This is a genomic window from Sphingomonas sp. RIT328, from assembly GCF_000632225.1.
Lineage (GTDB): Bacteria > Pseudomonadota > Alphaproteobacteria > Sphingomonadales > Sphingomonadaceae > Sphingomonas > Sphingomonas kyungheensis.
In genome coordinates this window covers 60,787-87,339 of sequence record NZ_JFYV01000023.1, presented here as the reverse complement: position 1 = coordinate 87,339, position 26,553 = coordinate 60,787, and the positions used below count along the sequence as shown (strand labels likewise).

The following is a 26,553-nucleotide window of genomic DNA, read 5'->3' as shown; positions in this document are numbered from 1 at the left end:
ATGGCCCGCTTCACCTTCAAGCTGCCGGACATCGGCGAAGGCATCGCCGAGGCCGAGATCGTCGCCTGGCATGTCGCGGTCGGCGACCGGGTCGAGGAAGACCAGAATATCGCCGACATGATGACCGACAAGGCGACCGTTGAGATGGAATCGCCGGTCGCGGGCGTCGTCGTCGAACTCGCCGGCGAAGTCGGCGATCAGGTCGCGATCGGCGCCGCGCTGGTGGTGATCGAGACCGAAGCGGCCGCCGGCGATACGGTGGCGGCGGCACCGCCGAGCGCGGAACAGGCCGAGGTGGCGGCGCAATATGAGGCGGAGAATCCGGGGGTGGAGGAGGCGCAGAGCGCTGCTACCGGCCCGGCGCCCGGTGTTTTTGCCAAGCGCGATACCGCGAATATCGTTGGTGCTGAGCCTGTCGAAGCAGGGGACGCGGGCCGCACGCCCGGGGAAGCTCGTCCTGCGACGAGCGCAGGGCTGACGGGGAAGGGGAGCGAGGCGACAGGCCCGACCAGTTCGGGGCCATCACGGGCGGAGGACAGCGCAGCCACCACCGGCCACGCCCCGGTGCTCGCATCCCCCGCGGTGCGTGCCCGCGCCCGCGATCTCGGCATCGACCTCGCGCAGGTGAAGACCGACGCCGATCGCGTCCGCCATGCCGATCTCGACGCCTTCCTCCGCTACAATGCCGGCCAGGGCTATCAAGCGCCCGGTGCGAGTCGCGCGCGCGCCGACGAGCAGGTCCGCGTCATCGGCATGCGCCGTCGCATCGCCGAGAATATGGCGGCGGCGAAGCGGCATATCCCGCATTTCACCTATGTCGACGAGATCGACGTCACCGCGCTGGAAGGCATGCGCGCCGACCTCAACGATCATCGCGGCCAGCGGCCCAAGCTCACCCTGCTGCCGCTGCTGATCGTCGCGATCTGCCGCACCTTGCCCGACTTCCCGATGCTCAACGCGCGCTATGACGACGAGGCGGGCGTGGTGACGCGCTCGGGCCGCGTCCATCTCGGCATGGCGACGCAGACCGATGCGGGGCTGACCGTGCCGGTGATCCGCGACGCGCAGGACCGCAACGTCTGGCAGCTCGCGACCGAGATCGCCCGCCTGGCCGAGGCGGCGCGCGCCAACAAGCTGCGCCCCGACGAGCTGGGCAACGGCACGATCACCGTCACCTCGCTGGGGCCGCTCGGCGGCATCGCCACCACGCCGGTGATCAACCGGCCCGAGGTGGCGATCATCGGTCCCAACCGGATCGTCGAACGCCCGGTGTTCACCGGCGCCAAGGTACCGGGAGGGGGCGACGAGATCCGCCGCGCCAAGCTGATGAACGTATCGATCAGCTGCGATCACCGCGTCGTCGACGGCTGGGATGCGGCGAGCTACGTCCAGGCGCTCAAGCGCCAGCTCGAAACACCGGTGCTGCTATTCGCCGACTGACCGCCAGCGGCGCTCCGCCGCGGCGATCCGACGTTCGACCCGGCGCAGCATCAGATCGTAGCTGTCGCGCTCGCCCGGCGTGAGCGCGACGCCGCGCGCGAAGGTACGGCCGACGCCGTCGCGGACGCGGGCGAGATCCTGCCGCATGAAGGTCGCGGGGCCGGATGCGATCAGCCCGGCGCGCTGGCGCTGATCGATCCGCTGCCCGGTCTGGATCAGACGCCGCGCGAAATACGCCTGTTGCGCGACGCCGCTGGCAAGCCGCGGGCGTTGCGGTGCATAGGTCGGGCCGGTGGCCGGCGCTGGCGCCAGGACGGCGGCCGCCGCGACGAGCGCGAGAGGCAGGATCGGATGAGCCATGACGTGTCGATAATCGACAAATGTAAACAAGTCCGTAGCGGCCTTAGTCGCGGCATGCTGACCGGCGCCTGCCTGCTGATCGCGGCCTGTTCGGCGGACGATCGTGCGGCGCGGCGGGCGGCGGCGGGGCCATCGCCCGACCGCGCCGACTGGGCGCGCGTCGCCGATGCGCGGGCAGGCGAGCGGCTCTTCGCCCGTTGCGCCGCCTGCCATGCGGTGCACCGCGGCGCCCCCGACCGCAACGGCCCGACGCTGTTCGGCGTAGTCGGCGCGCCGGTCGCCGGCGTCAGCCCGCGCTTCGGCTATACCGCCGCGCTGCAACGGATCGGCGATCGCTGGACGCCCGAGCGGCTCGACGCATGGCTCGCCGATCCGCAGGCGTTCGCGCCGGGCACGTCGATGGGCTTTCCCGGGCTCGCCGACCCGCTCGACCGGGCGGATGTCATCGCTTACCTGAAGGGGCAGCGTTGAGCCGTGCCGGCTATTTCGCCGCCTTCACATAAGGCGTGAAGCGATCGAAGCGGCAATAGGCCGAGGGGATCGACATGCCCGGCGTGATCACCCGGAAACGATCGTTGCGGCACAATTGCCCGCCATAGACTTCGACCACCAGCGTCGTCAGCGGCGCGAGCGAGGGGCAGGCGCCGACCGGCCCCGTCCGCCACACCCGCCCGGCGCCGCGGCGATAGAGGATGGTCTGGCCGTCGATCACGCTCGGCCCGTCGTTGTTCGACAGGCTGATGCAATCGACCGGCGGCTGGGCGACCAGTCCGGCGAACGGGTCGGACTTGGCGGCGAGCAGCGGCAGTGCGAGCGCGACGAGAGCGAGCGGCCGGATCATTTGCCGCTCTTGCTGTAGCGGACGAAGGGGCCGAACGAGCAGCTGCCGCTGAACGTGCGGCTAGCCGAATCGACCGTCGTCGCGATGTCGCCCCGGCACAATTGACCGGTCGGCGTGCGCGTGATGAGAATATCACCGCGGCCGACGCGCTCGCAGCCGCCCGCCGTGTCGCTGCGGTATTTGACGCCGTTGCTGACCACGTAGACCAGCGTCGGGCCGAAGGCCTTGACCTGGGTCGTCGGGAAGGGCGGCAGGCAGGTGGTTCTGTTGCTCGGCGTCAGGCCGGCGAGTTCCTTGGCGAGATCGGCGGCGGCGGTGGCGGATGCCTGCTGCGCGCGCTCGAGTTCCCGGGGGGTCTGGGTGCAGCCGGCGATGGCGATGGCCGCCAGAGCGACGAATGGCCTTGGGATCATCATCGAAACCTCCTGCACCGGGTTACAAAACGTCTCAGCCGCGAAAACTGTCCTTGGCGGCGCGCATCGTCGCGAAGGCCTCGGCATCGGCAGCGCGGAGGAAGGGATTGGTCGCGCGCTCCACGCCGATCGTCGTCGGCACCGTCGCCTCGCCGGCCGCGCGCTGCGCGGTCACCGTCGCCATCCGCGCGACGAGCGCGGCATTGTCCGGCTCGACGGTGAGGGCAAAGCGGCCGTTCGATTCGGTATATTCGTGCCCGCAATAGACCTGCGTCGCGTCGGGCAGGGTCGCATAGCGTTGCATGTTGGCGAACATCTCCGCCGGCGTGCCCTCGAACAATCGGCCGCAGCCGAGCGCGAACAGCGTGTCGCCGGTGAAGATCGCATCGGCCGCCTCGATATGGAAGGCGATATGGCCGGCGGTATGCCCCGGGACATGCCACACCGCCGCCTCGACCGCGCCGATCCGTACACGATCGCCTTCGCCGACGGTCGCGTCGAGCGTTGGAATCTTGTCCGCCTCGGCCGCCGGGCCGGTGATCCGGGCGCCCTGCGCCTGCAGCGCGGCATTGCCGCCGGTGTGATCGGGATGCCAGTGCGTCGTCCACACCTGCCCGATCGTCCAGCCGCGGGCCGCGGCTTCGGCCTGCACCGGTGCCGCTTCGCCGGGATCGACCGCCACCGTCTCGCCGCTCGCCGGATCGTGGATCAGCCACGCATAATTGTCGGCGAGCACCGGCACGCGGACGATCGCCAGCGTCATCTCACCAGCTCCCGGTGTTGGGCATCGACGCCCAGGGTTCGGCAGGGGCGAGCGCGGCGCCGGCCTGGAGCAGCTCGATCGAGATGCCGTCGGGCGTCTTGACGAAGGCCATGTTGCCGTCGCGCGGCGGGCGGTTGATCGTCACGCCTGCGTCCATCAGCCGCTGGCAGCTGTCGTAGATATTGTCGACGCGATAGGCGAGGTGGCCGAAGTTGCGGCCGCTGCCATAGGTTTCCGGCGGAATACCGTCCTCGGCAGGCCAATTGTAGGTCAGCTCGACCTCGGCGCGGCGATCGCCGATCTTCTGATCCTCCGCGGTGGCGAGGAAGATCAGCGTGAACCGCCCCGCCTCATTCTCGATCCGCCGCACCTCCTCGAGCCCGAGCAGGCGGAAGAAGGCGATCGTCGCGTCTGGATCGCTGACGCGGATCATCGTGTGGAGATAGTGCATGGCCGGGTCCTGATTTTGACGGAAGCGATGTACCCCTGCAACGCCCGGCAGGCCAGAGGGTGTCCGTACCGATCAACGTCCCGTCGGTGGCTTCGCCGCGGCCGGCGCGTCCCCGAACTGGGCGAGCGCGGCGCGCGCGTTGCGGCCGGCGGGCGCATCGGGGGCGAGCCGCGCCGCCGCCGACCATGCCGCGCGCGCGCCCGCCTCGTCCTGCGCGAGCGCGGCGATATTGCCCGCCTCGAGCTGCACCGAGGCATCGTCGGGCGAGCGGCGCAGCGCCTCACCGATATCGGTCCGCGCGCGGGTCAGATTGTTCATTCGCCGCGCCAGCGTCGCCGACAGCAGCCAGGCGAGCGGATCGTCGCTCGCCTGCGCCAGAGCGAGATCAAGGTCGCGCCGCGCCGCCGGCAGGTCGTTCGCCGCGACCAGCGCGCGCGCATGATCGAGCCGCGCCTCGCCGAGCGCGAGGCCTTCGAGCGTGCCCGCGACCAGCGCGGTGTCGAGCGAGACCCGCGCCGCCGGCACGTCGCCCGCGGCGAGCTGCGCATTGCCCGCCTGCGCCCAGTAATTGGCGGCACGCTTGTCATGCGCGGCATCGGCAGCCTTGGCGGCGGCGGTGAAGGCGAGCGCGGCGGCGGCGAAATCACCCTGCTGCGCCAGTGCCAGCCCATTGCACTGGCGCGCGAAATAGCCGCCGCCGCGCAGCGACCAGCGCAACGCTTCGGCCTGCGCCGCGGCGGGATCGGTCTGGGCGAGGGCGCGGCAGCGCGCGAACCGCAGCTCGCGTGCGTCGACGTTGGGGACGGTCGCCTTGGCGGGCGCGGCCGGTACGGCGGCGTGATTCGCGGTCACCGCCGGTACGGCGGCGGGGGCGGCCTGGATCAGCGCGGCCAGCAGCAGGATCATCGCATTACGTCCTCGGTCGCCCGGATGATCAGCGCGATGTCCGATTCGCGCGACAGCCGGTGGTCGCCGTCCTTGATCAGCAGCGTCTGCACGTCGGCTGAACGAATCATCTCGCCGAGCCGCACGGTGCGGTGCCACGGCACGTCGCCATCCGCCTGTCCCTGGATCAGCCGCACCGGGCCGTCGAAGGGAATCGTCCCGAACATCAGCCGATTGGCTTCGCCCGCCTGGAAGAAACCGCGGGTGTAGACGGTCGGCTCCGGGCCATAGGGATTGGCGCGCTCGATCCGGCCGTCGCTGAGGATCGTCATCTTCTCCTCGGTGGTGAAGCCCCAGTCGGTGAAATCGGGCGCGGGCGCTATGCCGACCAGCGCGACGACCTGCTCGGGCCGCGCCTTGGCGGCGAGCAGCATCAGCCAGCCGCCCATCGATGATCCGACCAGCACCACCGGCCCCTGCGCGACGTGATCGAGCATCGCCAGCACGTCGTCGCGCCAACCGATCAGCGTCTGCTCCTCGAACGCGCCCTCGCTCTGCCCGCAACCGCCGTAATCGAAGCGCAGGAACGCCCGGCCGCGCGCCTTCGCCCAGGCTTCGAGCGCAAGCGCCTTGCTGCCCTGCATGTCGGAGGCATAGCCGGGTAGGAAGACGATCGTCGGCGCGGTGCCGGGCGTGTGATGATAGGCGAGGCGGGGGCGCTGGGCAGTCATCCCCGCTCTGTATCGCGCCGGCGCGGGTGCGTCATCCTTGGCTTTTCCATCGCTTGACCGCGGCGGCGGCCGGCTAGAAGCGCCATTCGATCCGGTTGGTCTCGCCGCGGCAGATGCCGCGCAGCGCCTGCCAGTCCGCCGGATCGAGCGCAGGCGTATAGCCCGCATCCGCCTTCGCACTGGTCCGGAAACGCGCGGCGCGGGCGTCGGAAAGGGGGTGGCTGGCCAGATAGGCGAACATCCGCTCGGTGCCGGCCTGCGCCTTCGCCAGCCGGGCGAAGAAGGCGGCGGTGGGGCGCGGCGAGACATGCGCCTCGTCGAGCAGCCGGATCGCATAGCCGTCGGCACGCGCCTCCGCCCCGCGCGAATAGGCAGTGGCGAGCAACGCATTGGTATAGCCGCCGACATGCCCCTCCATCCCGCCGAGCAGCACCGACAGGCCGAGCTGGCGCAGCAGCGATTCCATCACGTCGCGGCCGCGGACATGGCCGATCTCATGTCCGATCACGCCGGCGACCTCGTCGGGCGAGCGCGCTGCCTGGAGCAGGCCGTCGAAGACGACGATCCGCCCGCCGGGCAGCGTCACCGCATTGACCATCGGCAGCTTGACGACGTGGATGTCGCGCGTCGGGTCGTCAGGGTCGATGCGCTGCGCCAGCCGGGCGAGCGCGGCGGTGCCGGCGGGGGCGGCGCAGCCGGTGCGGCCGAAGTCGCCGACCATCACCTCGCCGAGCCGCTGCTCGACCGAGGTCGGGATCAGCCGCGCAAGCAATGCCGGCGTTTGCAGCACGATCGCGACCGCGACCGCGGCGAGCATCGCGGAGATCGCCGCCGCCCGCCACAGCCCGAGCCGGTCGATCCAGCCGCCATAGCGTTGCGCCCCCGGCAGTCGTGCGGCGATCTCCGGCGGGACGGGAGCTGCGAGGCCGATCCGCCAGCCCGGCCGTCCGCGCAGTCCGAAGCTGCGCCGGTCGCCATCGGCATCGGCGGGGGTGAGTGCGGCGAAGGCGTGGCGCTCGTCACTGACGCCGTCGCCGACGAGGCGGAAGCCGTCGTCGCCGTCGACGGTCAGCCGTGCCGACCGGCGCAGCGCGCTGCGGCCGTCGTAATGCCAGACCTCGGCGCTTGGGTCGCTCACCTCAGAAGGCGCCGACATCGAAGGCATCGAGCAGCCCTTCGCCCTGACCTGGCGCGCGCTCGCGCGACTGGAGCAGATCATCCACCGCGATCTCGCCATAGGCGTTGAGGTGGCGGATGAAGAACGCCCAGTTGCGATATTGCAGGAAGATCGCGCCGATCCCGAAGGTGACGACGACGAGCGCGAGATTGCCGAGGTAGAGCAGGATCCAGTCGCGCGTCGTCGCCTCGAAGCCGAAATCGAGCGACCCCAGCGACGTCGCGCCCACCGCCTCGCGGAAGAAGGCGGCGTAGAAGGTCATCGCGATGAGCCCGAGCACGCCGAAGAAGACGATATAGAAGGCGAGACCACCGAGCGCGATCGCCAATACCATGCCGGGGCTGGGGACGGTGCTGCGCGGCCCGTCGAACCCTCCGCTGAAGCCAATCGCCGCGACGAGCAGCGCCACCGCGCCGAACAGGATCACCGGCAGGAGGTAGAAGAGCAGGAAGCGTCCGAACACCGGCTGCCAGCGCGCGTGGCTGCGGAACGGCAGCGAGCCGAAACTCATCGCGTTCCAGCGCTGGTTCCACAGCCGCACCATCGACCAGGGCATTAGCAGATAGACGGTGAACGTCGCGACGATCGTCTGCCAGAAATAGCGCCAGCCATAGCCGAGTCCGGCCTGACTGCTGCCGCCGCGGATGCCGTGCCAATAGGTGCGGCTGAGCCGGTAGCGCAGCGCCCGGAAGCGCGCGACGCCGACCAGATAGAGGATGGCGAGATAGACGATCATGCCGGTCACCGCCGCCGCACCCTGATGCCCGCGCATCAGCGTTCCCTGGATCGCGAGATTGACGATGCCGAACGGCAGCACGATCACGAAGAAGGCGATGACATAGCCGAGGAACAGCTCCAGTCCCGTGCCGGTATATTCGAGCCGGTCGTCGATGAAGCGCGTCCGGCTCCACAGATAGCGCCGCGTCCGCGCCCGCCCCCAGAAGGTGTAGATGCCGAGCGTGACGATCGTCAGCAGCAGATTGGTGAAGGCGATCGGCGCATAATCCTGCCACCGCCCGGTGAAGCGGAACGCTCGTACCGGCGCCGCCGATGGATCGCTCATGATAGTCCCCCCGCGGCGAGTGGAGCGGAGCGGGAGGGGCAGGTCAACGGGGGAACGTGGTTAATCGCAAGGCGGGGCCGCGAGCGCGGGTTTCGAGCGCAAGGGTCGCCTATCGGCAGGAGAGCGGGGCAGCGGGGAGCAGATGGCGGATGTCACCCTGTCATTACACGCGCCTCATCGCCTCGGCGGTGTTTGGAGGTGCGGCGGAGGTCGGTCCCCTTGCCGCAAACATTCCCGCGAAGGCGGGAATCCAGTGGCCAAGCAGAACATCGGCTGCTCAAAAGAAGAAACTGGGCTCCCGCCTTCGCGCGAGTACTGGGCGCAATAAGGCGGAGTCTTCCGCCAATCCTCGCCTATCGCGCTGCCGCCCCTCTACTCCCGTCGAACCACGAATGCCGGAACGCCCTCGATGCACCGGCCGGTCGTCACCTGTTCAGATCACGAATTCCACCGTGTTGACCTGCGCCGTGTCGGCGCGCTTGGCGACCATCTCGGCGTGGAGCGCGGCGATGGTGCGGCTGCCGGTGGTCTGGAAGGCGAAGGGCAGCACGCCATGGACCAAAGCGGCAAGGCCGCCGCCGATCATCCGCAGGCCGAACCGCGTCGCGACGCCGAAATGCTCGCCATAGCTTTCGCCGACCGAGGCCGGATGCTGGGTGAAGAGCTTCATGACTACCTCCTGCGTATCACTCTAGCCGCGTCGCCGCAGCGACTCCAGCATCTCCGCGGCGAGCAGGCTCAGCGTGTCGTCGCGCGCGCCCATCACGACGATCCGGTCGCTGGGCCGCGCCGCCGCGACGAGCGCCGCCGCCGCCGCGGCGCGATCGGCGATATGTACCGCATCGCGTCCGCCAGCGCGGATGTCGGCGACGAGGTCGGCGCTGGTCACCTCACGCGCGACGGTGCCGCCCTGATAGACCGGATCGGGCAGCACCAGCCGATCGTCGGGCGCGAGCCGCTCGGCGAACATCGCCGCCAGTTCGTGGCGCATCACCTTGAGCGGGCCATAACCGTGCGGCTGGAACAGCAGCAGCAGTCGGCCGGGAAAGGCGTGGAGCGTGTCGAGCGTCGCGGCGATCTTGTCCGGGTTGTGGCCGAAATCGTCGATCACCGCGACTCCCGCCGCCTCGCCGACCAGGTCGAAGCGGCGGCGCAGCCCGGTGAAGCCGCCGATCGCCACGGCGGCGCGATCGAGCGGCACGCCCGCGGCGACCGCGGCGGCGATCGCGGCGAGCGCATTGGCGACATTGTGCCGGCCGGGCACCCGCAACCGCACCTTTATCGGCGCATTGCCGGCCGCGATCAGATCGAAGCCGATGCCGAACGGCGCCTCGACCAGCGCGTGCGCGGCGAAATCGGCGTCGCGATCGATGCCGAAGGTCGCCACCTGCGCCGGCGGCAGCGTCGTGGTGAGCGCCGCCGCCTCGTCATTGTCGAGGTTGACGATCGCCGTCTCAGCCTTGGCGATGAACGCGCCGAACAGGCCGCGCAGCTCGTCGAGCCCCTTATGGTCGAGGCTGACGTTGTTGAGCACGGCGATGCGCGGCGCATAATGCGCGATCGACCCGTCGCTCTCGTCGACCTCGCTGACGAAGGCGTCGCCGTCGCCGACCAGCGCGCTGGCGAAGGGCGCGTCGGGCGCGGCGAAATTCTTCATCACCGCGCCGTTCATCACCGTCGGGTCGCGCCCCGCCTGATGCAGGATCCAGCCGATCATGCCGGTGACGGTCGACTTGCCGCTGGTACCGGCGACGCCGATCGGCAGCGCGCTCTGGTTGAACAGCGTGCTGAGCAATTCGGCGCGGGTCGCGCGCGCGCAGCCGAGCCGGCTTGCCGCGACCATATCGGCGACCGTCTCCTCGACCGCGGCGGAGGCGACGACGATCTGGTCGGGCGCGACGATACCCCTGCCGTCCTGCGGGAAGAGCGCGATGCCGCGCGCGCGCAATGCGTCGAACTTGGCGGGCACACGCCCTTGATCGAGCCCGCGATCGGAGCCGGCGACGATCGCGCCGCGCCCCGCCAGGATCGTCGCCAGCGGCATCATCCCCGATCCGCCGATCCCCACGAGGAAGAAGCGTTTGCCGGCCACCGGGCCGCCGAGCGGGGAGGGGGAAAGATTGCCGTGCGCCATGACGCTGCGCTATCGACCCGGTCTGGCAGGGGCAAGGCTCTGCGATGCGGCGGAGCGACGGACGGCATGCGAATTGGGGTGGTGGCACCGGCGAGCGTCGGCAACAAGGATGCCGAGGCGCCGTTCATCGCCTTCGCCGCGCTCGCCTATCCCGAGGTCGATCTCGTCATCCACCCGCAATGCTGGGAGGTGGCGGGCCATTTCGCCGGCGACGACGCGCGCCGGGCCTCCGCCTTCCTCGAATTCGCCAACGATCCCGGCTTCGACGCGATCTGGTGCCTGCGCGGCGGCTATGGCTCGAACCGCATCCTGCCGCTGGTGCTGCCGCAGCTCGGCCCGGCGGCGCGGCACAAGAGCTATCTCGGCTATTCGGACATCGGCTTCCTGCTCGGCGCGCTCTATGCGCGGCGGATCGGCCGGCCGGTGCACGGCCCGATGGCGAGCGACATCCGCCGCAAGGACGGCGATGCGACGATCGCCCGCTCGCTCGGCTGGCTGGCGCGCGGCGACCGGGCGGGGCTGGAGCCGGGGCTCGACGGCCGGCCGGCGGCGGCGTTCAACCTGTCGATCCTCGGCGCGCTGATCGGCACGCCCTATCTGCCCGACCTCACCGACCACGTCCTGCTGATCGAGGAAGTGTCGGAGCCGATGTACAACATCGACCGGCTGCTGTTCCACATGGGGCATGCGACGCAGCTCAAGGGCATCGCCGGCGTCCGGCTGGGCGCGGTGACCGCGGTGCAGCCCAACGAGCCCGAATGGGGCGATAGCCTCGAATTCATGATCCGCCGCTGGTGCGGCGACCTCGGCGTGCCCTATCTCGGGCGGGCGGAGATCGGCCACACGCAAGCCAATCGTGTCGTGCCGTTCGGCATCGCCTGAATCCTCCCCGGCACGGGGAGGGGGATCAGCGCAGCTGGTGGCGGGGGGCTTCCACAGGCGGGCCGTCTGATGAGGGGCCCTCCGCCACCGATGGGTGGCGGGGAGGATTTGCACCAGAGCTTGCCTATATACCCCGCGGCGCTTTATTCGCGGGCGCCTCACCCCAGTTGAAAGTTCATCATGTCTGCCATGTTCCGTATCACGCTGCCCGACGGTTCCGTCCGCGAGGTTGCGCCCGGGACTACCCCCGCGGACGTCGCCGCCGCGATCGGCCCCGGCCTCGCCAAGGCGGCGATCGCCGCGCGGATCGACGGGCAGGTGCGCGATCTCAACCGGCCGTTCGAGGGCGACACCAACCTCGCGCTGGTCACCGCGAAGGACGAGGCCGATGCGCTCGAACTCGTCCGCCACGATCTCGCGCACGTGATGGCGGAGGCGGTGCAGCACCTCTTCCCCGGCACGCAGATCACCTTCGGTCCGGCGACCGACGACGGTTTCTATTACGACTTCGCGCCGAAGGATCGCCCCTTCACCGACGAGGACCTGCCCGCGATCGAGGCCGAGATGCGCCGCATCATCGCCCGCGACGAGCCGTTCACCCGCGAGGTGTGGACGCGCGAGCAGCTGATCGAGACCTGGACGAAACAGGGTGAGACCTTCAAGGCCGAATGGGCCGCCGAACTGCCCGACAATGAGGAACTGACGATCTATCGCCAGGGCGAATGGCTCGACATGTGCCGCGGCCCGCACATGGTTTCGACCGGCAAGCTCGATCCCAACGCCTTCAAGCTGACGCGCGTGTCGGGTGCCTATTGGCGCGGCGACCAGAAGAACGCGATGCTCAGCCGCATCTACGGCACCGGCTGGCTCAACAAGAAGCAGCTCGACCAGCATCTCTTCATGCTGGAGGAGGCGGCGAAGCGCGATCACCGCAAGATCGGGCAGGAGATGGACCTGTTCCATCTCCAGCCCGAGGCGCAGGGGTCGGTGTTCTGGCATCCCAAGGGCTTCATCCTGTGGCGCCAGCTCGAAGCCTATATGCGCCGCCGCCTCGACGCCGCCGATTATGCCGAGGTGAAGACGCCGCAGCTGATGGACGCCAAGCAATGGGAACAGTCCGGCCACTGGGGCAAATATCGCGAGAACATGTTCGTCGTCCCCGACGAGGTGCCGAACACCGCCGACGAGGGGGCGGTGCTGTCGGGCGAGGGCGATCTGATGGCGCTCAAGCCGATGAACTGCCCGGCGCACGTGCTGATCTTCAAACAGGGGATCAAGAGCTATCGCGACCTGCCGATCCGCATGGCCGAATTCGGCTGCTGCCACCGCAACGAGGCGCATGGCGCGCTGCACGGCATCATGCGCGTGCGCCAGTTCACCCAGGACGACGCGCATATCTTCGTCCGCGAGGATCAGCTGGTCGATGAGGTGCGCAAATTCTGCGAGCTGCTCGACTCGGTCTACAAGCACCTCGGCTTCGAGCGCTATGCGATCAAGCTCGCGCTGCGCCCGGAGAAGCGGTTCGGCTCGGAAGCGATGTGGGACTGGTCCGAACAGTCGCTGCGCGACGCGGTCGCCGCGACTGGCCGCGACACCGCCGACTATGGCTGGGAAGAGCTGCCGGGCGAGGGCGCCTTCTATGCGCCCAAGCTCGAATTCCACCTGACCGATGCGATCGGCCGGACCTGGCAGGTCGGCACCATCCAGACCGACACGGTGCTGCCCGAGCGACTCGACGCGAGCTACGTCGGCGAGGACGGCAATCGCCATCGCCCGATCATGCTTCACCGCGCGATCCTCGGCACGTTCGAACGCTTCATCGGCATTCTGATCGAACATCATGCCGGCCGCTTCCCGCTGTGGCTGTCGCCGGTGCAGGCGGTGGTCGCGACGATCGTCTCCGAGGCGGATGGCTATGCCGAGGAGGTCGCGGCAACGCTGCGCAAGGCGGGGCTTCGCGTCGAGACCGATCTGCGCAACGAGAAGATCAACTACAAGGTGCGCGAACATTCGGTCGCCAAGGTGCCGGTGCTGCTCGTCGTCGGCAAGCGCGAGGCGGAGGAAGGCAAGCTCGCCGTCCGCCGGCTCGGCAGCCAGGCGCAGCAGATCGTGACTGTGGAGGAAGCGGTCGCTATGCTGCGCGAGGAGGCGACCCCGCCCGATCTGCGCTAACGCCGGGTCACCAGCCAGCCGTCGAGTAGTTCGTATCGGCCCGGTAATCGCAGGACATCCTCCGCAGTGCCGGGCCATCGGATCGGGTGGCCACGACAGAGTTGTGCGCATTCGGCATCGGTCAGTGGGAACGGTGTGTCCGGGTCCCAGGTCCACAGGCCAAGGCGTTCGGCCGTTACCGGTACATCATCGTGCATAGACATCTTCCGAAAGCGATCCGGAAAGCCTATATCTAACCCAAACCACCACAGGAGCTATACCCATACGTCCTCCCATGATGCGCCGACCAAATCAGGCGCCGCCGATGAATGGCCCTCGTTTCAACGAGTGGATCGTCAGCCCCAAGGTCCGCGTGATCGACCATGAGGGCGAGAATCTTGGCGTGATGTACACGCGCGAGGCGATGGCGCAGGCGCAGGAACTCGGCCTCGATCTGGTCGAGGTGTCGCCCAACGCCGATCCGCCCGTCGCCAAGTTCCTCGACGTCGGCAAGTTCAAGTACGAGGCGCAGAAAAAGGCGAATCTCGCCCGCAAATCGCAGAAGACGCAGGAGATCAAGGAGATCAAGATGCGTCCGAACATCGACGACCACGATTACGACACCAAGATGAAGAAGGTCGTCGAATTCATTGAGGAAGGCGACAAGGTCAAGGTGACGATGCGCTTCCGCGGTCGCGAGCTCAGCCACGGCCAGCTCGGCATGGCGGTGCTCCAGCGCGTCGCCGAACAGGTCGCCGAGGTCGCCAAGGTCGAGGCTTATCCGCGCATGGAAGGCCGGCAGATGCTGATGGTGCTCGCGCCCAAGTGAATTCCGGCCGCAATTGCGGCCTGCCGTAGCGTCATGCATTTTCGAACACCGGGTCCGGCGACGGGCCCGGTGTTGCGTATAAGCGACACTCGGTTCGAAAATGCTGGCGACGTCTATAAAATTGTAGACGTTCACGCCTGGGCGATCCTAGCTTCCGAAGAAACCCGATATTCGAAAACGAGATCGGTACAGGGAGAGGATGACCATGCGCCTTACTGCGTATCTGCTGTCGGCCGCCACGATCGCGCTCGCTTCGCCGGCCGCCGCGCAAAACAACTCGCCCGAACCGTCGAGCCCGGCGACGCAGACGACCTCGACGAACGCCGCGGCATCGGTGACGCAGGACGAGGCGCCCGCCGCCGACATCGTCGTCACCGCCCAGGGCCGCGTCCAGGCGCTCGCCGACGTGCCGGTCGCGGTGTCGGCGATCACCGCCGAAACGCTGCAGAACTCCGGCGCGAGCGACATCCGCCAGCTCAACCAGCTCGCGCCGTCGCTGCTCGTCTCGTCGACCGGCTCCGAATCGAACGGCTCGGCGCGCATCCGCGGCATCGGCACGGTCGGGGACAATCCCGGCCTCGAAAGCTCGGTCGCGGTGTTCATCGACGGCGTCTATCGGTCGCGCTCGGGTATCGGCCTCACCGAACTCGGCGAGATCGACCGGGTCGAGGTGCTGCGCGGTCCGCAGGGCACGCTCGGCGGCCGCAACGCCTCGGCGGGCGTGATCAGCATCATCAGCAAGGCGCCGTCGTTCCAGGGGGTCAGCGGCGGCGGTGAGGCGACCTACGGCAATTACAATTTCTACCGCTTCGCCGGCAATCTCAACGTGCCGCTCAGCCAGACGATCGCCGCGCGTGTCGACGGCGTCTACGTCAAGCGCGACGGCTTCTACCGCGACTATACGAACAACACCGACGTCAACGATCGCAACCGCTATTTCGTCCGCGGCCAGTTGCTGTTCGAGCCGACCGACGCGATCCGCTTCCGCCTGATCGGCGATTACACGCATCGCGACGAGAAATGCTGCGCGGCGACCTATGTCGACCGGTCGGTCAACGAGGCGGTCGGCAACCTCAACAACCCCGTCGCCTCGGTCAACGCCGGCCTCGCGGCGGGCGGCAACGGCAACAATATTGTCAACGTCATCCGCGATCTCGGCCAGCCGCTCAACCTCGTCACCAACCCGGGCTACAGCCGCGACGTGTCGACCAGCCCGGGTCGCAGCTTCGCCGGCATCACCAGGGACTGGGGCGTGTCGGGCCAGCTCGACTGGACCTTCGGACGCACCAAGCTGACCTCGATCACCGCCTATCGTGACTATGATTCGGACCAGGGATCGGACACCGACTATAGCCGCGTCGACATCCTCTATCGCGCCGCCGACGGCAATTCGGCCCGGCGCTTCCGCACCTTCACGCAGGAGCTGCGCCTCAACGGCTCGCTGTTCGCGGACAAGCTCGACTGGCTGGTCGGCGGCTTCTTCGCCAACGAAGACCTGCGCGTGCTCGATAACCTGCGCTTCGGCACGCAATATGGCCGATTCGCGACCTGCCGGCTCGTCTCGGGCAGCGCGCTCGCGCCCTTTTACGCGCCGGGCAACACCGGCTGCCTCAGCAACACCGGCCGCGCGGTACTCGCCGGCCGGGTACCCGGCGTCGCCTCGCCCTTCGGGGCGGCGGGGGCGACGATCGTCGGCGCGATCGATACGCTCGATGCGATCAACGACAAGGGCTCAACCCGCGACGTCTACAATCAGAACAGCCGCAACTGGGCGATCTTCACGCACAATATCTTCCACGTCACCAGCACGGTCGATCTGACGCTGGGCGCGCGCTACACCAACGAACGCAAGCGCTTCGACGCGACCTTCACCAACGACAATGTCGGCTGCGTCACCAACCAGCGTGCGCTCGCGCCCTTCCTCGCCAATGCCGGGCTCGCGGCCACCGCGGCGGGGATCATCGGCCTGTCCTGCCAGGGCAACAACACCGCCGAGCTCAACGGCGTGTCGATCAACAGCCGCCGCAAGGAGGATCGCGTCACCGGCACGGCGATCCTGTCGTGGAAGCCGATCGACCATCTGCTGCTCTACGGCAGCTATTCGCGCGGCTATAAGGCGGGCGGCTTCAACCTCGACCGGTCGGCGCTCAAACAGCCGGTCTTCAGCTTCGCGCAGCTCGGCGGCGCGCAGGCGCTCGCCAATTCGCTGCAATTCGCGCCCGAGACGGTCAATGCCTTCGAGGTCGGCGCCAAATACGGCACCGGGCCGTTCACGCTGTCGGCGGCGGCGTTCATCCAGGACTTCAGCAACTTCCAGCTCAACACCTTCAACGGTACCGTCTTCCTGGTGCAGAACATCAACGGCTGTTCGTCGAGCCTCAACGGCGGCGATCGCGATCAGAGCAAGTTCACCGCCGCGAGCAATTACAATGCCGCCGCAACGACCACCGGCGTCTGCCCGTCGGGCGATGTCGGCTATGGCGTCCGCGCCAAGGGCGTTGAGCTGGAGGCGGCGCTGGTGCCGGCACGCGACGTGCGCGTCAGCCTCGGCCTGACCGTCACCGACACCAAATATCGCGACCAGCTCGTCGGCTCCGCGGCGGGGGCGCCGCTCGATCAGGCGCTGCGGCTGCTGCCAGGGCGGACGGTGTCCAACTCGGCGGACATCGTCGCGACCTCGTCGGCGTCGTGGACGCCGCAGCTCGGCGGCGGCTATTCGGCGCTCTTCTACGTCGATACGCGCATGACCGGCGACTATAACACCGGCTCCGACCTGTTTCCGCAAAAGGCGCAGGACGGCTATGCGATCGTCAACGCGCGCATCGGCCTGCGCCTGCCCGACGAGCGGATCAGCCTCGAATTCTGGGGGCAGAATCTGACCAACGTCACCTATGCGCAGGTCGCCTTCAACTCGCCGTTCCAGGAGGGCGCCGCCAACGCGGCATTCCAGGATCCGCAATATCCCGGCGGCCGCCAGCTCTTCTCGCAATATCTCGCCGAGCCGCGCACCTATGGCGCGACGATCCGCGCGCGGTTCTGATCCGCGCGCCGACACACTCTTTCATCAGGCAACGACACTCCGGCCGGCCGCAGCGATGCGCGCCGGCCGCTTTGTGTCAGGCGGCCATCTCGACCATGTCGCCCGCCGCCGCGGTCCGCAGCCGGCGCTCGAGCGTCTTGAGCCGGGCCGAGGCGGTGATGCGGTCACCGGTCAGGTCGGTCACGTAGAAGGTGTCGACCGCGCGCTCGCCATAAGTGGCGACATGCGCCGAGTGCAGCGTCACCTTCGACTGGAACAGCGCCTGGGCGAGCTGGTTGAGCAGGGCCGGCCGGTCGCGCGCATTGACCTCGATCACCGTGAAGCGGTTGGAGGCGTGATTATCGATCAGGACGTTGGGTTCGATGTCGAAGGCATCGGCGCGGGTGCGCGGCGCGGGCTTGGCGACCAGCCGGTCGGTCAGCTTGCCGCGATTGGCGAGCGCATCCTCGATCGCCATCTTGAGCCGCCGGAGCTGCGCGCTGTCGTCGAACGGCCGGCCGAACGGGTCCTGGACGAGGAAATTGTCGATCGCCATGCCGTCGCGCGTCGTGTGGATGCGCGCGTCGATGATATTGCCGCCGGCGACGTGGATCGCGCCGGCGATGCGGTAGAACAGGCCGGGATGGTCGGCGGCATAGATGGTCACCAGCGTCGCGCCGCGCGTCGCATAGACCTGCGCGTCGATCGACAGCTGCGCGGCGCCCGCGGCGTCGATGAAGCGCGCGTTATGCGCGAGCACGTCGTCGGGTTCGGCGATCCAATAGGCTTCGGGGAAACGGCGGACGAAGGCGTCGAACCGCGCCGGCTCCCAGCCGAGCGTCGCCTGCAGCGTCTCCTGCCGTGTCGCGATGCGCTCGGCACGGCCGCGCTGCTTGTGACCGAGGCGCAGCACCTCCTCCGCGCCCTCGTAGAGGTCGGCGAGCAACTGGCGCTTCCAGCCGTTCCAGGTGCCCGGGCCGACCGCGCGGATATCGACGATGGTGAGGACCAGCAGCAGCCGCAGCCGCTCCGGGCTCTGCACGACCGCGCAAAAGTCGAGGATCGTCTTGAAGTCGGACAGGTCGCGCTTGAACGCGGTCGCCGACATCAGCAGGTGCCAGCGGACCAGCCACGCCACCGTCTCCGTTTCGGCGGCGGTGAGGCCGAAGCGCGGGCAGAGCTTCTCCGCCACCTCCGCGCCGAGGATCGAATGATCGCCGTCGCGGCCCTTGGCGATATCGTGGAGCAGCACCGCGACGTAGAGCACGCGCCGCGAGACGATATGGCGGATGATCGCCGAGGCGAGGGGGTGTTCGACCTTGCACTCGCCCTTGTCGATCCGCGCGAGCAGACCGATCGCGCGAATGGTGTGCTCGTCGACGGTGTAATGGTGGTACATGTCGAACTGCATCTGCGCGACGACGCGGCCGAAATCGGGCACGAAGCGGCCGAACACGCCCGCCTCGTTCATCCAGCGCAGCACCAGCTCGGGATCGCGCGGCGAGGTCAGCACGTCGAGGAACAGGCTGTTGGCGCGCCGGTCGCGACGATGGCGGGCGATCAGCTTGGCGTCGCGCGCCGCGGCGCGCATCGCCAGCGGGTGGATCTCGACGCCGTGGAGGTCGGCGAGCTGGAAGATCTCGATCAGCCGGACCGGGTCCTCGCTGAAGAAATCGTCGCGGGGCAACGCCAGCCGGCCGCGATCGAGCACGAAGCCGTGCAGGCGGTCGGGCCGCCGCCGGATCGTCGGCAGGCCGAACCGCCGCCCGCGCGCCGCGAACCGCTCGTCGAGATGCGCAAGGAAGACGCCGGTGAGGTTGCCGACCGTCTTCGCCTGGAGGAAGTAATATTGCATGAATCGCTCGACCGCCGATTTGCCGGGGCGGTCGGAGAAGCGCATCCGCGTCGCGATCTCGCGCTGGACGTCGAAGGTCAGCCGGTCCTCGGCGCGGCGGGTGACGCTGTGCAGATGGCAGCGTACCGCCTGGAGGAAATTGTCGGCGCGGTGGAAGAGCCGATATTCCTCCTTGGTCAGCAAGCCGACCTCGACCAGATCGGCGCCGCGCTGCACGTCGTGGATATATTTGCCGATCCAGAACAGGGTGTGGAGGTCGCGCAGGCCGCCCTTGCCCTCCTTGACGTTGGGTTCGACGACATAGCGGGTGTCGCCCATCTTGCGGTGGCGGGCATCGCGCTCGGCGAGCTTGTCGGCGATGAACTCGCGCTCGGTGCCATGCTGCACCTCGGTCTTGAAGCGGCGCGCAGCCTCGTCATACAATGTCACGTCGCCGGTGACGTAGCGCGCCTCGAGCAAGGCGGTCCGGATCGTCACGTCGCCCTTGGCCTGCCGCACCATCTCGTCGAGCGAGCGGCTCGAATGGCCGATCTTGAGCGCAAGGTCCCACAAGGCATAGAGCATCGATTCGATGACCTGCTCCGCCCAGGGCGTCTGCTTGCCAGGGGTGAGGAAGCCGATGTCGACATCCGAATAGGGCGCCATCTCCGCCCGCCCATAGCCGCCGACCGCGATCAGCGTCAGCCGCTCGCCCGCGGTCGGATTGTGGATCGGGTGCAACCGCTGCGTCGCGAGGTCGAACAACAGGCGCAGCAGCTGGTCGGTGAGATAGGCCTGCGCGTTCGAGGCCTCGAGCCCGCGCGACGGGTGCACCGCCAGCCGCCGCTGGATCTCGGCGCGTCCCTCGGCGAGCGCCTCCTTGAGGATCGCGGTCGCCTGCAGGCGCAGCGCGATGCCGTCGGCCGCGATCGCCGCGATCCGCTCTTCCAGCGCCCGGCGGTTGACGATGGCGCGACGGTTGGGGAGGTGGTCGAAACGAAAGTGCATGACGGTCGGCTATAGCGGCGTGCAGGTTAAGGGGACATGCCGTTTCGCGCCCCGGCTATCCCTCGCGCGCCAGCGCCTTCAGCCGGTAGAGCGTGTCGAGCGCCTCGCGCGGGGTCAGCGCGTCGATGTCGAGCGCCTCCACCTCGGCACGGATCGCGTCGCACGTTGCTTCCTCGACCTGGGCGGCGGCGGCGAACAGCGGCAGGTCGTCGAGTCCCGCGGCGAGGCCGCCGGTCTTGGCGCGCCCCGCCTCGAGCTTGGCCAGCACCGCCTTTGCCCGCGCCACCGTTGCCGGCGGCATGCCCGCCAGCCGCGCGACGGCGAGGCCGTAGCTGCGGTCCGCCGGCCCGGTGGCGAGTTCGTGCAGCAGCACCAGCTCCCCCTTCCATTCGCGCGCGCGGACGTGATGCAGCGTCAGCGCGTCGCAGCGTTCGGCCAGCCGCGTCAGTTCGTGATAATGGGTGGCGAACAGGCAGCGGCAGCGATTGTCCTCGTGGATCGCCTCGACCACCGCCCAGGCGATCGCGAGGCCGTCGTAGGTGCTGGTGCCGCGGCCGACCTCATCGAGGATGACGAAGCTGTTGGGCGTCGCCTGCGCGAGGATCGCCGCGGTCTCGACCATCTCGACCATGAAGGTCGAACGGCCGCGGGCGAGATTGTCCGAGGCGCCGACGCGGCTGAACAGCCGATCGACCAGCCCGAGCGTCGCCCGCGTCGCGGGGACGTAGCTGCCCGCCTGCGCAAGCACCGCGATCAGCGCATTCTGGCGCAGGAAGGTCGACTTGCCGCCCATGTTCGGGCCGGTGACCAGCCACAGTCGCGAATCCGGCGTGAGCGTACAGTCGTTGGCGACGAACCGGTCGCCCGACCTGGCCACCGCCGCCTCGACCACCGGATGCCGGCCGCCGACGATATCGAAACAGGCGTGTTCGGCAAGCGCCGGCCGCGCCCACTGCCCCTCGGCGGCGCGCTCGGCGAGCGCCGCGGCGACGTCGATCCGCGCCAGCGCATCGGCGGTGGCGGCGATCGCCTCGCGGCTGGCGAGCGCGGTGCCGATCAATTCCTCGAGATGCGCGGCCTCGGCGGCGAGGGCATGCGCGCCGGCCTGCGAGACGCGCGCGGCGACCTCGTGCAGCGCCGGCGTGTTGAAGCGGACGACGCCCGCCAGCGTCTGGCGGTGGGTGAAGCCGCTGTCCGGCTGCATCAGCGGATCGGCGGCGCGCGCTGGCACCTCGACATGATAGCCGAGCACGTTGTTGTGGCGGACCTTGAGCGTAGCGATCCCGGTCGCGCTTTTCATCTCCGCCTCGAGCGCGGCGATCGCGCGCCGGCCGCCGGCGCCGGTGTCGCGCAATTCGTCGAGCGCATCGTCATAGCCCGCGGCGATATAGCCGCCGTCGCCCGCCTCGATCGGTGGCGCGGGCACCAGCGCCCGGCGCAGCAGGTCGACGAGCGCGCCATGGCCGCGCAGCCGTGGCGCGATCCGGTCGAGCAGCGCGAGCGGCGTATCGATCGCAGCGAGCCGCTCGCCGAGATGCCAGGCGCCGTCGAGCCCGTCGCGGAGCTGGCCGAGATCGCGCGGGCTGCCCCGCCGCGCCGCCAGCCGCCCGAGCGCACGGCCGATATCGGGAAGCGCGCGCAGTGCCGCGCGCACCGCCTCGCGCTGGGCCGGCGCATCGTGAAAATATTGAACGAGGTCGAGCCGCGCATCGATCGCCGTCCTGTCCATCAGCGGCGCGCCGAGGTCGCTCGCCAGCAGCCGTGCGCCGGCGCCGGTCACCGTACGGTCGATACAGTCGAGCAGGCTGCCCTTGCGCTGGCCGCCGGTGGTGCAGGTGAGTTCGAGGCTGTCGCGCGTCGCCGCGTCGATCGCCATCGTCTCCGCGGCGGCGGTGAGCCGCGGCGGCCGCAGGAAGGGAAGCGCGCCCTTGGCGGTGTGGTCGAGATAGGTGATCAGTCCGCCCGCCGCGGCGAGGCCGGCGCGGCTGAACTGGCCGAACCCGTCGAGCGTCGCGACGCCGAACAGCGCCTTGAGTCGCGCCTCGCCCTCGCCGCTGTCGAACGTATGGCGCGGGCGCAGCGTCGTCGCGCCGGGCTGCTCGCCGGCGTCGGACGCGATCACCTCCGCCGCGCCGAGCCGTGCAAGCTCTGCCCCGAGCGCGTCGGCGGAACAGTCGATCACCTCGAACCGGCCGGTCGAGACGTCGGCGGCGGCAAGCGCCACCGCGCCGGCCGCCTCGCCGATCGCGACGCACCAATTGTCGCTGCGGGCGTCAAGCAGCGCCTCCTCGGTCAGCGTGCCGGCGGTGACGACGCGGACGATACCGCGCGCGACCAAGGCTTTGTAGCCGCCGCGCGCCTTGGCCTCGGCCGGCGTCTCGGTCTGTTCGGCGATCGCGACGCGGTGGCCCGCCTTGATCAGCCGTTGCAGATAGGCGGTGGCGGCATGGACCGGCACGCCGCACATCGGGATCTTCTCGCCGTCATGCTCGCCGCGCGCGGTGAGGGCGATATCGAGCACGCTGCTCGCGATGCGCGCATCGTCGAAGAACAATTCGAAGAAATCGCCCATGCGATAGAAGAGCAGGCAATCCTCCGCCTCGGCCTTGAGGCCGAGATATTGCGCCATCATCGGGGTAGGGGTGGTCATCAGGGTAAGGTCAATCCAGAAGACGGGCGCCGTGGCGGACGGAGAGGATGAACACGGTCTCGTCCGCGACCGAATAGCGGAGAATGTAGGGAGGAACAGAGGTCATCTCGCGAATGCCGTCCTTGGGCCGGCCGCGCCGCGGAAAGATGGCGAGGCTGTTGCCTAGATCGAGCAATCTGGCTGCCACGTCCTACGCCGCGACGGGGTCAAATCGATGGATGTAGCGGGCTATTTCCCGGATATCGTCGACGGCTCCGGGACGCCAGACGACATTCGCCATCGCCTCTATTCATTCTGTTCGGCAAGCCAAAGGGGGAAGTCCTTGAACCCCGGCTGCCCCCAGGTCCGCAGCCACTCACTGACGATGACATGATCGACACCATAGCCGGACTCATAGCCCGCCTTCGCCCGGGCGACGTCATCCCGCGTCGCTGGCCGCGGATAGCGGGGGGGTATTTGAGCATCGGGCGTCATGCCGGCAGCATAACCCCTGACGCTGCGGGTTGAAAGCCCGGCCCGAACCCGTCAAGAGCCGTAGCGTCAGCCCGTCAGCGAGGTCCCATGTCCGACGAAGCGTCCGTCCAATACTCCGAGCGCGAGGCGCTGCTGTTCCATTCGGAGGGGCGTCCCGGCAAGATCGAGATCATCGCATCCAAGCCGATGGCGACGCAACGCGACCTCGCGCTCGCTTATTCGCCCGGCGTCGCGGTGCCGGTGCAGGCGATCGCCGACGATCCCGCCGCGGCCTATGATTACACCGCCAAGGGCAATCTCGTCGCGGTGATCTCGAACGGCACCGCGATCCTCGGCATGGGCAATCTCGGCGCGCTCGCCTCCAAACCGGTGATGGAGGGCAAGGCGGTGCTGTTCAAACGCTTCGCCGACGTCGACTCGATCGACATCGAGTTGAAGACCGAGGACGTCAACCGCTTCATCGACGCGGTCGAGCTGATGGAGCCGACCTTCGGCGGCATCAACCTCGAGGATATCAAGGCACCCGAATGTTTCATCATCGAGCAGACGCTGCGCGAGCGGATGAACATCCCGGTCTTCCATGACGACCAGCACGGCACCGCGATCATCGCCTCGGCGGGGCTGATCAATGCGTGCCTGCTCACCGGGCGCAAGCTCCAGGACGTCAAGCTCGTCGTCAACGGCGCCGGTGCGGCGGCGATCGCCTGCACCGAGCTGATGAAGGCGATGGGCGTGCGCCACGACAATGTCATCATGTGCGACAAGACCGGGGTGATCTATCAGGGTCGCGACGGCGTCAATCAATGGCAGTCGGCGCATGCCGCCAACACCGACAAGCGCACGCTGACCGAGGCGCTGGAGGGGGCGGACGTGTTCCTCGGCCTGTCGGCCGCGGGCGCGCTCAAGCCGGAGATGGTCGCGCATATGGCGCCGTCGCCGATCATCTTCGCGATGGCCAATCCCGAGCCGGAAATCCGCCCCGAGATCGCCAAGGCGGCGCGGCCCGACGCGATCGTCGCCACCGGCCGCTCGGACTATCCCAATCAGGTCAACAACGTCATCTGCTTCCCCTTCATCTTCCGCGGCGCGCTTGACGTGCGCGCGACGGGCATCAACGATGCGATGAAGATCGCCGCCGCCAACGCGATCGCCGAACTCGCCCGCCGCCGCGTGCCGGAGGAGGTGGCGGTCGCTTATGGCGTGCAGCACAGCTTCGGCCCCGAATATATCATCCCGTCGCCGTTCGACCCCCGGCTGATGGAGCTGGTGCCGTCGGCGGTCGCCAAGGCGGCGATGGATTCGGGCGTGGCGCTCAAGCCGATCCTCGACATGGAGGCCTATCGCCAGACGCTGCGCGCGCGGCTCAACCCGACCACCTCGGTGCTCAGCCTCGCCTATGAGGGTGCACGGGCGCGGCCGAAGCGCGTGCTGTTCGCCGAGGGCGAGGAAGAGGTGGTGCTGCGCGCCGCCATCTCGTTCAAGGAAGGCGGCTATGGCACGCCGGTCCTGGTCGGCCGCGATGACGTCTATGACCGGTTGAAGGCGCTGGGCGTCGCCAATCCGCAGGAATATGAGGTCCACAACAGCCGCCATTCGCCGCTCGTCCCGAAGATGGTCGACTTCGTCTACGGCCGCCTCCAGCGCCGCGGCTATCTGCGCCGCGATGTCGAGCGGATGATCAACCAGGATCGCAACGTCTTCGGCGCGGCGTTGCTCCAGCTCGGCGAGGCCGACGTGATGATCACCGGCATCACCCGCACCTGGGCGGAATCGATGCGCCAGGTGAAGCGCGTGATCGATCCCGAGGCGGGGCGCACGCCCTTCGGCATCCACGTGCTGGTCGGCCAGAGCCACACCGTGTTCATCGCCGACACCACCGTCAACGAACGGCCGACCGGCGAGCAGCTCGCCGATTTCGCCGAACAGACCGCGCAGGTCGCGCGCCGCATGGGCCACGAACCGCGCGTCGCGATGCTGAGCTATTCGACCTTCGGCAACCCCAAGGGTGCCTGGGTCGACAATATCCGCGAGGCGGTGGCGGTGCTCGACGGGCGCAACGTCGGCTTCGAATATGAAGGCGAGATGCCGCCCGACGTCGCGCTCAACCCGCGCCAGCTCGCCAATTATCCGTTCGCGCGCCTGTCCGGCCCGGCCAACATCCTGATCATGCCGGGCCTGCAATCGGCGCATATCTCCGCCAAGCTGCTCCGCGAGCTGGGTGGCGACAGCGTCATCGGGCCGATGCTGGTCGGCATGGAAAAGCCGGTGCAGATCGCGCCGATGACCTCGACCGCGAGCGAATTGGTGACGCTGGCGGTGCTCGCCGCAGGCGGCATCGCCCGCTGATCGGGGGCGGGCCGCGCCCCGGCTATCATGGGCTTCACACGCGGGCGACGCGTGTGGAGCCCGTCCTACGATGGGCGCAGGGCTCACGGCCGGGGAAGCGTACGCCTGATCTCCGTCCGTGCTGAGACTGTCGAAGCACGGGCTTCCACACGCGGCGGGCGCATATGGCACCCCCGCCTCGGAGACGCCCAGCGCCCGCTTTGTCGGCGGGCGCCGCCGTCATTACCCCGCGTCGATGCTCGTCCCCAGGGCGGCATGAACCAGGCCACCGTCGACGGCGATCGTCTCGCCGACGACATAGTCGCCCGCGCGGCTGGCGAGATAGATCGCCGTCCCCGCCATATCCTCGTCGACGCCGATCCGGCCGGCGGGAATACCGCGGGCGATCGCATCGCCATGATCGCGCGCCGCCTTGTTCATGTCGCTCGGGAAGGCGCCGGGCGCGATCGAGGTGACGTGGATACCGTCACGCACCAGCCGCGCCGCAATCCGCTTGGTGAGGAAGATCAGCGCCGCCTTGGAGGCGTGATAGCTGTACGTCTCCCACGGATTGAGCCGCAGGCCGTCGATCGAGGTGATGTTGATCACCTTGGCGGGACGGGCGCGCGATCCCGCCGCCTTGAGCAGGCCGTGCAGCGCCTGGGTCAGGAAGAAGGGCGATTTGACGTTGAGGTCCATCACCTTGTCCCAGCCCGCCTCGGGGAAATCCTCGAACGGCACGCCCCAGGCCGCGCCGGCATTGTTGACGAGGATGTCGAGCCGTTCCTCGCGCTCCGCCAGTTGCGCGGCGAGCGCCTGGCAGCCGGCGACGGTGCTGACGTCCTGCGGCAGCGCGATGCAGTTCGGCCCCAGCTCCGCCGCCGCCGCCTCGCACGCGTCCGCCTTGCGCGACGAGATATAGACGGTCGCCCCCTGCGCGACGAAGCCCGCGGCGATCATCTTGCCGATGCCGCGGCTGCCGCCGGTGACGAGGGCGATCCGGCCGTCGAGCCGGAACAGCGTGCTGATGTCCATGTGTCTCTCTCCTGATACGGGGCCGGCTTGGCCGTGACCGTCACGATTGCCGTCTGCGCCACCCCCGATGTCATCCCCGCGCAGGTGG

At 68.7% G+C, this 26,553-nt stretch carries 22 protein-coding genes; 7 read left to right on the top strand and 15 right to left on the bottom strand.

Features of this window, described 5'->3' with window-relative positions:
- Positions 1–1,440 (top strand): dihydrolipoamide acetyltransferase family protein, encoded by a 1,440-nt coding sequence (locus BW41_RS11335; RefSeq protein ID WP_037534507.1) that lies wholly within the window; start codon positions 1–3, stop codon positions 1,438–1,440.
- On the opposite strand, the gene BW41_RS11330 is transcribed toward BW41_RS11335, so the two are convergent.
- A complete protein-coding gene (locus BW41_RS11330; protein ID WP_037534506.1) occupies positions 1,426–1,800 on the bottom strand; it encodes a hypothetical protein in 375 nt (124 codons plus the stop codon). The two genes, BW41_RS11335 and BW41_RS11330, sit on opposite strands and share 15 nt — an antisense overlap.
- A 54-nt stretch (positions 1,801–1,854) precedes the next feature.
- Here BW41_RS11330 and BW41_RS11325 point away from each other — a divergent pair, with 54 nt between their 5' ends.
- Positions 1,855–2,271 carry a c-type cytochrome gene (locus BW41_RS11325; protein ID WP_037534505.1) on the top strand — a complete coding sequence of 139 codons (417 nt, stop codon included), beginning with the start codon at positions 1,855–1,857 and terminating at the stop codon, positions 2,269–2,271.
- A 10-nt stretch (positions 2,272–2,281) separates the two neighbouring features.
- Here the strand turns inward: BW41_RS11325 and BW41_RS11320 are convergent, their stop codons facing one another.
- The 10 genes from BW41_RS11320 to BW41_RS11275 all read right to left on the bottom strand — a co-directional run bounded on the left by BW41_RS11320 (position 2,282) and on the right by BW41_RS11275 (position 10,258).
- A complete protein-coding gene (locus tag BW41_RS11320; RefSeq protein WP_235199738.1) occupies positions 2,282–2,641 on the bottom strand; it encodes a hypothetical protein in 360 nt (119 codons plus the stop codon).
- A complete protein-coding gene (locus tag BW41_RS11315) occupies positions 2,638–3,057 on the bottom strand; it encodes a hypothetical protein (RefSeq protein ID WP_235199737.1) in 420 nt (139 codons plus the stop codon). The genes BW41_RS11320 and BW41_RS11315 overlap by 4 nt, the downstream gene beginning before the upstream one ends.
- A gap of 31 nt (positions 3,058–3,088) precedes the next feature.
- Positions 3,089–3,817, bottom strand: a complete 729-nt coding sequence (gene gloB / locus BW41_RS11310; RefSeq protein ID WP_037534504.1) for a hydroxyacylglutathione hydrolase — start codon at positions 3,815–3,817, stop codon at positions 3,089–3,091.
- 1 nt (position 3,818) lies between these two features.
- Positions 3,819–4,268 carry a VOC family protein gene (locus BW41_RS11305; RefSeq protein ID WP_037534503.1) on the bottom strand — a complete coding sequence of 150 codons (450 nt, stop codon included), beginning with the start codon at positions 4,266–4,268 and terminating at the stop codon, positions 3,819–3,821.
- Between the two features lie 72 nt (positions 4,269–4,340).
- The gene (locus BW41_RS11300; protein ID WP_037534502.1) at positions 4,341–5,174 is read right to left on the bottom strand and encodes a hypothetical protein; all 834 of its coding nucleotides are present in this window, start codon (positions 5,172–5,174) and stop codon (positions 4,341–4,343) included.
- On the bottom strand, positions 5,171–5,884 hold the full coding sequence (locus tag BW41_RS11295; protein WP_037534501.1) for an alpha/beta hydrolase: 714 nt from the start codon (positions 5,882–5,884) through the stop codon (positions 5,171–5,173). Before BW41_RS11295 ends, BW41_RS11300 begins: the two co-directional genes overlap by 4 nt.
- A 73-nt stretch (positions 5,885–5,957) precedes the next feature.
- On the bottom strand, positions 5,958–7,022 hold the full coding sequence (locus BW41_RS11290; protein ID WP_235199736.1) for a M48 family metallopeptidase: 1,065 nt from the start codon (positions 7,020–7,022) through the stop codon (positions 5,958–5,960).
- A gap of 1 nt (position 7,023) precedes the next feature.
- Positions 7,024–8,124, bottom strand: a complete 1,101-nt coding sequence (locus BW41_RS11285) for a YjgN family protein (protein ID WP_037534499.1) — start codon at positions 8,122–8,124, stop codon at positions 7,024–7,026.
- Between the two features lie 433 nt (positions 8,125–8,557).
- The gene (locus BW41_RS11280; RefSeq protein ID WP_037534498.1) at positions 8,558–8,794 is read right to left on the bottom strand and encodes a DUF6356 family protein; all 237 of its coding nucleotides are present in this window, start codon (positions 8,792–8,794) and stop codon (positions 8,558–8,560) included.
- 21 nt (positions 8,795–8,815) lie between these two features.
- Positions 8,816–10,258, bottom strand: a complete 1,443-nt coding sequence (locus BW41_RS11275) for a Mur ligase family protein (protein ID WP_051583448.1) — start codon at positions 10,256–10,258, stop codon at positions 8,816–8,818.
- Between the two features lie 66 nt (positions 10,259–10,324).
- Between BW41_RS11275 and BW41_RS11270 the strand changes: the two genes are divergently transcribed.
- From BW41_RS11270 to BW41_RS11255, 4 genes are all read left to right on the top strand, one after another.
- On the top strand, positions 10,325–11,140 hold the full coding sequence (locus BW41_RS11270) for an LD-carboxypeptidase (protein ID WP_037534497.1): 816 nt from the start codon (positions 10,325–10,327) through the stop codon (positions 11,138–11,140).
- Positions 11,141–11,320: 180 nt separating this feature from the next.
- Positions 11,321–13,312 carry a threonine--tRNA ligase gene (gene thrS / locus BW41_RS11265; RefSeq protein WP_037534496.1) on the top strand — a complete coding sequence of 664 codons (1,992 nt, stop codon included), beginning with the start codon at positions 11,321–11,323 and terminating at the stop codon, positions 13,310–13,312.
- Positions 13,313–13,586: 274 nt separating this feature from the next.
- The gene (infC, locus tag BW41_RS11260; protein ID WP_037534495.1) at positions 13,587–14,120 is read left to right on the top strand and encodes a translation initiation factor IF-3; all 534 of its coding nucleotides are present in this window, start codon (positions 13,587–13,589) and stop codon (positions 14,118–14,120) included.
- A 205-nt stretch (positions 14,121–14,325) separates the two neighbouring features.
- Positions 14,326–17,160 (top strand): TonB-dependent receptor, encoded by a 2,835-nt coding sequence (locus tag BW41_RS11255; protein ID WP_037534739.1) that lies wholly within the window; start codon positions 14,326–14,328, stop codon positions 17,158–17,160.
- A gap of 76 nt (positions 17,161–17,236) precedes the next feature.
- Here the strand turns inward: BW41_RS11255 and BW41_RS11250 are convergent, their stop codons facing one another.
- From BW41_RS11250 to BW41_RS11240, 3 genes are read right to left on the bottom strand one after another with little or no spacing between them, the layout of a single operon-like run.
- Positions 17,237–19,981: a [protein-PII] uridylyltransferase gene (locus BW41_RS11250; RefSeq protein ID WP_037534494.1), complete on the bottom strand. Its 2,745-nt coding sequence runs from the start codon at positions 19,979–19,981 to the stop codon at positions 17,237–17,239.
- A gap of 55 nt (positions 19,982–20,036) precedes the next feature.
- A complete protein-coding gene (mutS, locus tag BW41_RS11245; RefSeq protein ID WP_037534493.1) occupies positions 20,037–22,613 on the bottom strand; it encodes a DNA mismatch repair protein MutS in 2,577 nt (858 codons plus the stop codon).
- Positions 22,614–22,641: 28 nt separating this feature from the next.
- Positions 22,642–22,818 (bottom strand): type II toxin-antitoxin system RelE/ParE family toxin, encoded by a 177-nt coding sequence (locus BW41_RS11240; RefSeq protein WP_235199735.1) that lies wholly within the window; start codon positions 22,816–22,818, stop codon positions 22,642–22,644.
- Between the two features lie 374 nt (positions 22,819–23,192).
- Here BW41_RS11240 and BW41_RS11235 point away from each other — a divergent pair, with 374 nt between their 5' ends.
- Positions 23,193–25,451 carry an NADP-dependent malic enzyme gene (locus BW41_RS11235; protein ID WP_037534492.1) on the top strand — a complete coding sequence of 753 codons (2,259 nt, stop codon included), beginning with the start codon at positions 23,193–23,195 and terminating at the stop codon, positions 25,449–25,451.
- Positions 25,452–25,673: 222 nt separating this feature from the next.
- Here BW41_RS11235 and BW41_RS11230 read toward each other — a convergent pair whose 3' ends face one another.
- Positions 25,674–26,465, bottom strand: a complete 792-nt coding sequence (locus BW41_RS11230; RefSeq protein ID WP_037534491.1) for an SDR family oxidoreductase — start codon at positions 26,463–26,465, stop codon at positions 25,674–25,676.
- Between the last annotated feature and the right edge of the window lie 88 nt (positions 26,466–26,553).

Bases quoted from the DNA above. Each gene is read 5' to 3' on its own strand.
- BW41_RS11335 (WP_037534507.1), top strand. From the start codon at position 1: ATGGCCCGCTTCACCTTCAAGCTGCCGGACATCGGCGAAGGCATCGCC.
- BW41_RS11330 (WP_037534506.1), bottom strand. From the start codon at position 1,800: ATGGCTCATCCGATCCTGCCTCTCGCGCTCGTCGCGGCGGCCGCCGTC.
- BW41_RS11325 (WP_037534505.1), top strand. From the start codon at position 1,855: ATGCTGACCGGCGCCTGCCTGCTGATCGCGGCCTGTTCGGCGGACGAT.
- BW41_RS11320 (WP_235199738.1), bottom strand. From the start codon at position 2,641: ATGATCCGGCCGCTCGCTCTCGTCGCGCTCGCACTGCCGCTGCTCGCC.
- BW41_RS11315 (WP_235199737.1), bottom strand. From the start codon at position 3,057: ATGATGATCCCAAGGCCATTCGTCGCTCTGGCGGCCATCGCCATCGCC.
- gloB (WP_037534504.1), bottom strand. From the start codon at position 3,817: ATGACGCTGGCGATCGTCCGCGTGCCGGTGCTCGCCGACAATTATGCG.
- BW41_RS11305 (WP_037534503.1), bottom strand. From the start codon at position 4,268: ATGCACTATCTCCACACGATGATCCGCGTCAGCGATCCAGACGCGACG.
- BW41_RS11300 (WP_037534502.1), bottom strand. From the start codon at position 5,174: ATGATCCTGCTGCTGGCCGCGCTGATCCAGGCCGCCCCCGCCGCCGTA.
- BW41_RS11295 (WP_037534501.1), bottom strand. From the start codon at position 5,884: ATGACTGCCCAGCGCCCCCGCCTCGCCTATCATCACACGCCCGGCACC.
- BW41_RS11285 (WP_037534499.1), bottom strand. From the start codon at position 8,124: ATGAGCGATCCATCGGCGGCGCCGGTACGAGCGTTCCGCTTCACCGGG.
- BW41_RS11280 (WP_037534498.1), bottom strand. From the start codon at position 8,794: ATGAAGCTCTTCACCCAGCATCCGGCCTCGGTCGGCGAAAGCTATGGC.
- BW41_RS11275 (WP_051583448.1), bottom strand. From the start codon at position 10,258: ATGGCGCACGGCAATCTTTCCCCCTCCCCGCTCGGCGGCCCGGTGGCC.
- BW41_RS11270 (WP_037534497.1), top strand. From the start codon at position 10,325: ATGCGAATTGGGGTGGTGGCACCGGCGAGCGTCGGCAACAAGGATGCC.
- thrS (WP_037534496.1), top strand. From the start codon at position 11,321: ATGTCTGCCATGTTCCGTATCACGCTGCCCGACGGTTCCGTCCGCGAG.
- infC (WP_037534495.1), top strand. From the start codon at position 13,587: ATGATGCGCCGACCAAATCAGGCGCCGCCGATGAATGGCCCTCGTTTC.
- BW41_RS11255 (WP_037534739.1), top strand. From the start codon at position 14,326: ATGCGCCTTACTGCGTATCTGCTGTCGGCCGCCACGATCGCGCTCGCT.
- BW41_RS11250 (WP_037534494.1), bottom strand. From the start codon at position 19,981: ATGCACTTTCGTTTCGACCACCTCCCCAACCGTCGCGCCATCGTCAAC.
- mutS (WP_037534493.1), bottom strand. From the start codon at position 22,613: ATGATGGCGCAATATCTCGGCCTCAAGGCCGAGGCGGAGGATTGCCTG.
- BW41_RS11235 (WP_037534492.1), top strand. From the start codon at position 23,193: ATGTCCGACGAAGCGTCCGTCCAATACTCCGAGCGCGAGGCGCTGCTG.
- BW41_RS11230 (WP_037534491.1), bottom strand. From the start codon at position 26,465: ATGGACATCAGCACGCTGTTCCGGCTCGACGGCCGGATCGCCCTCGTC.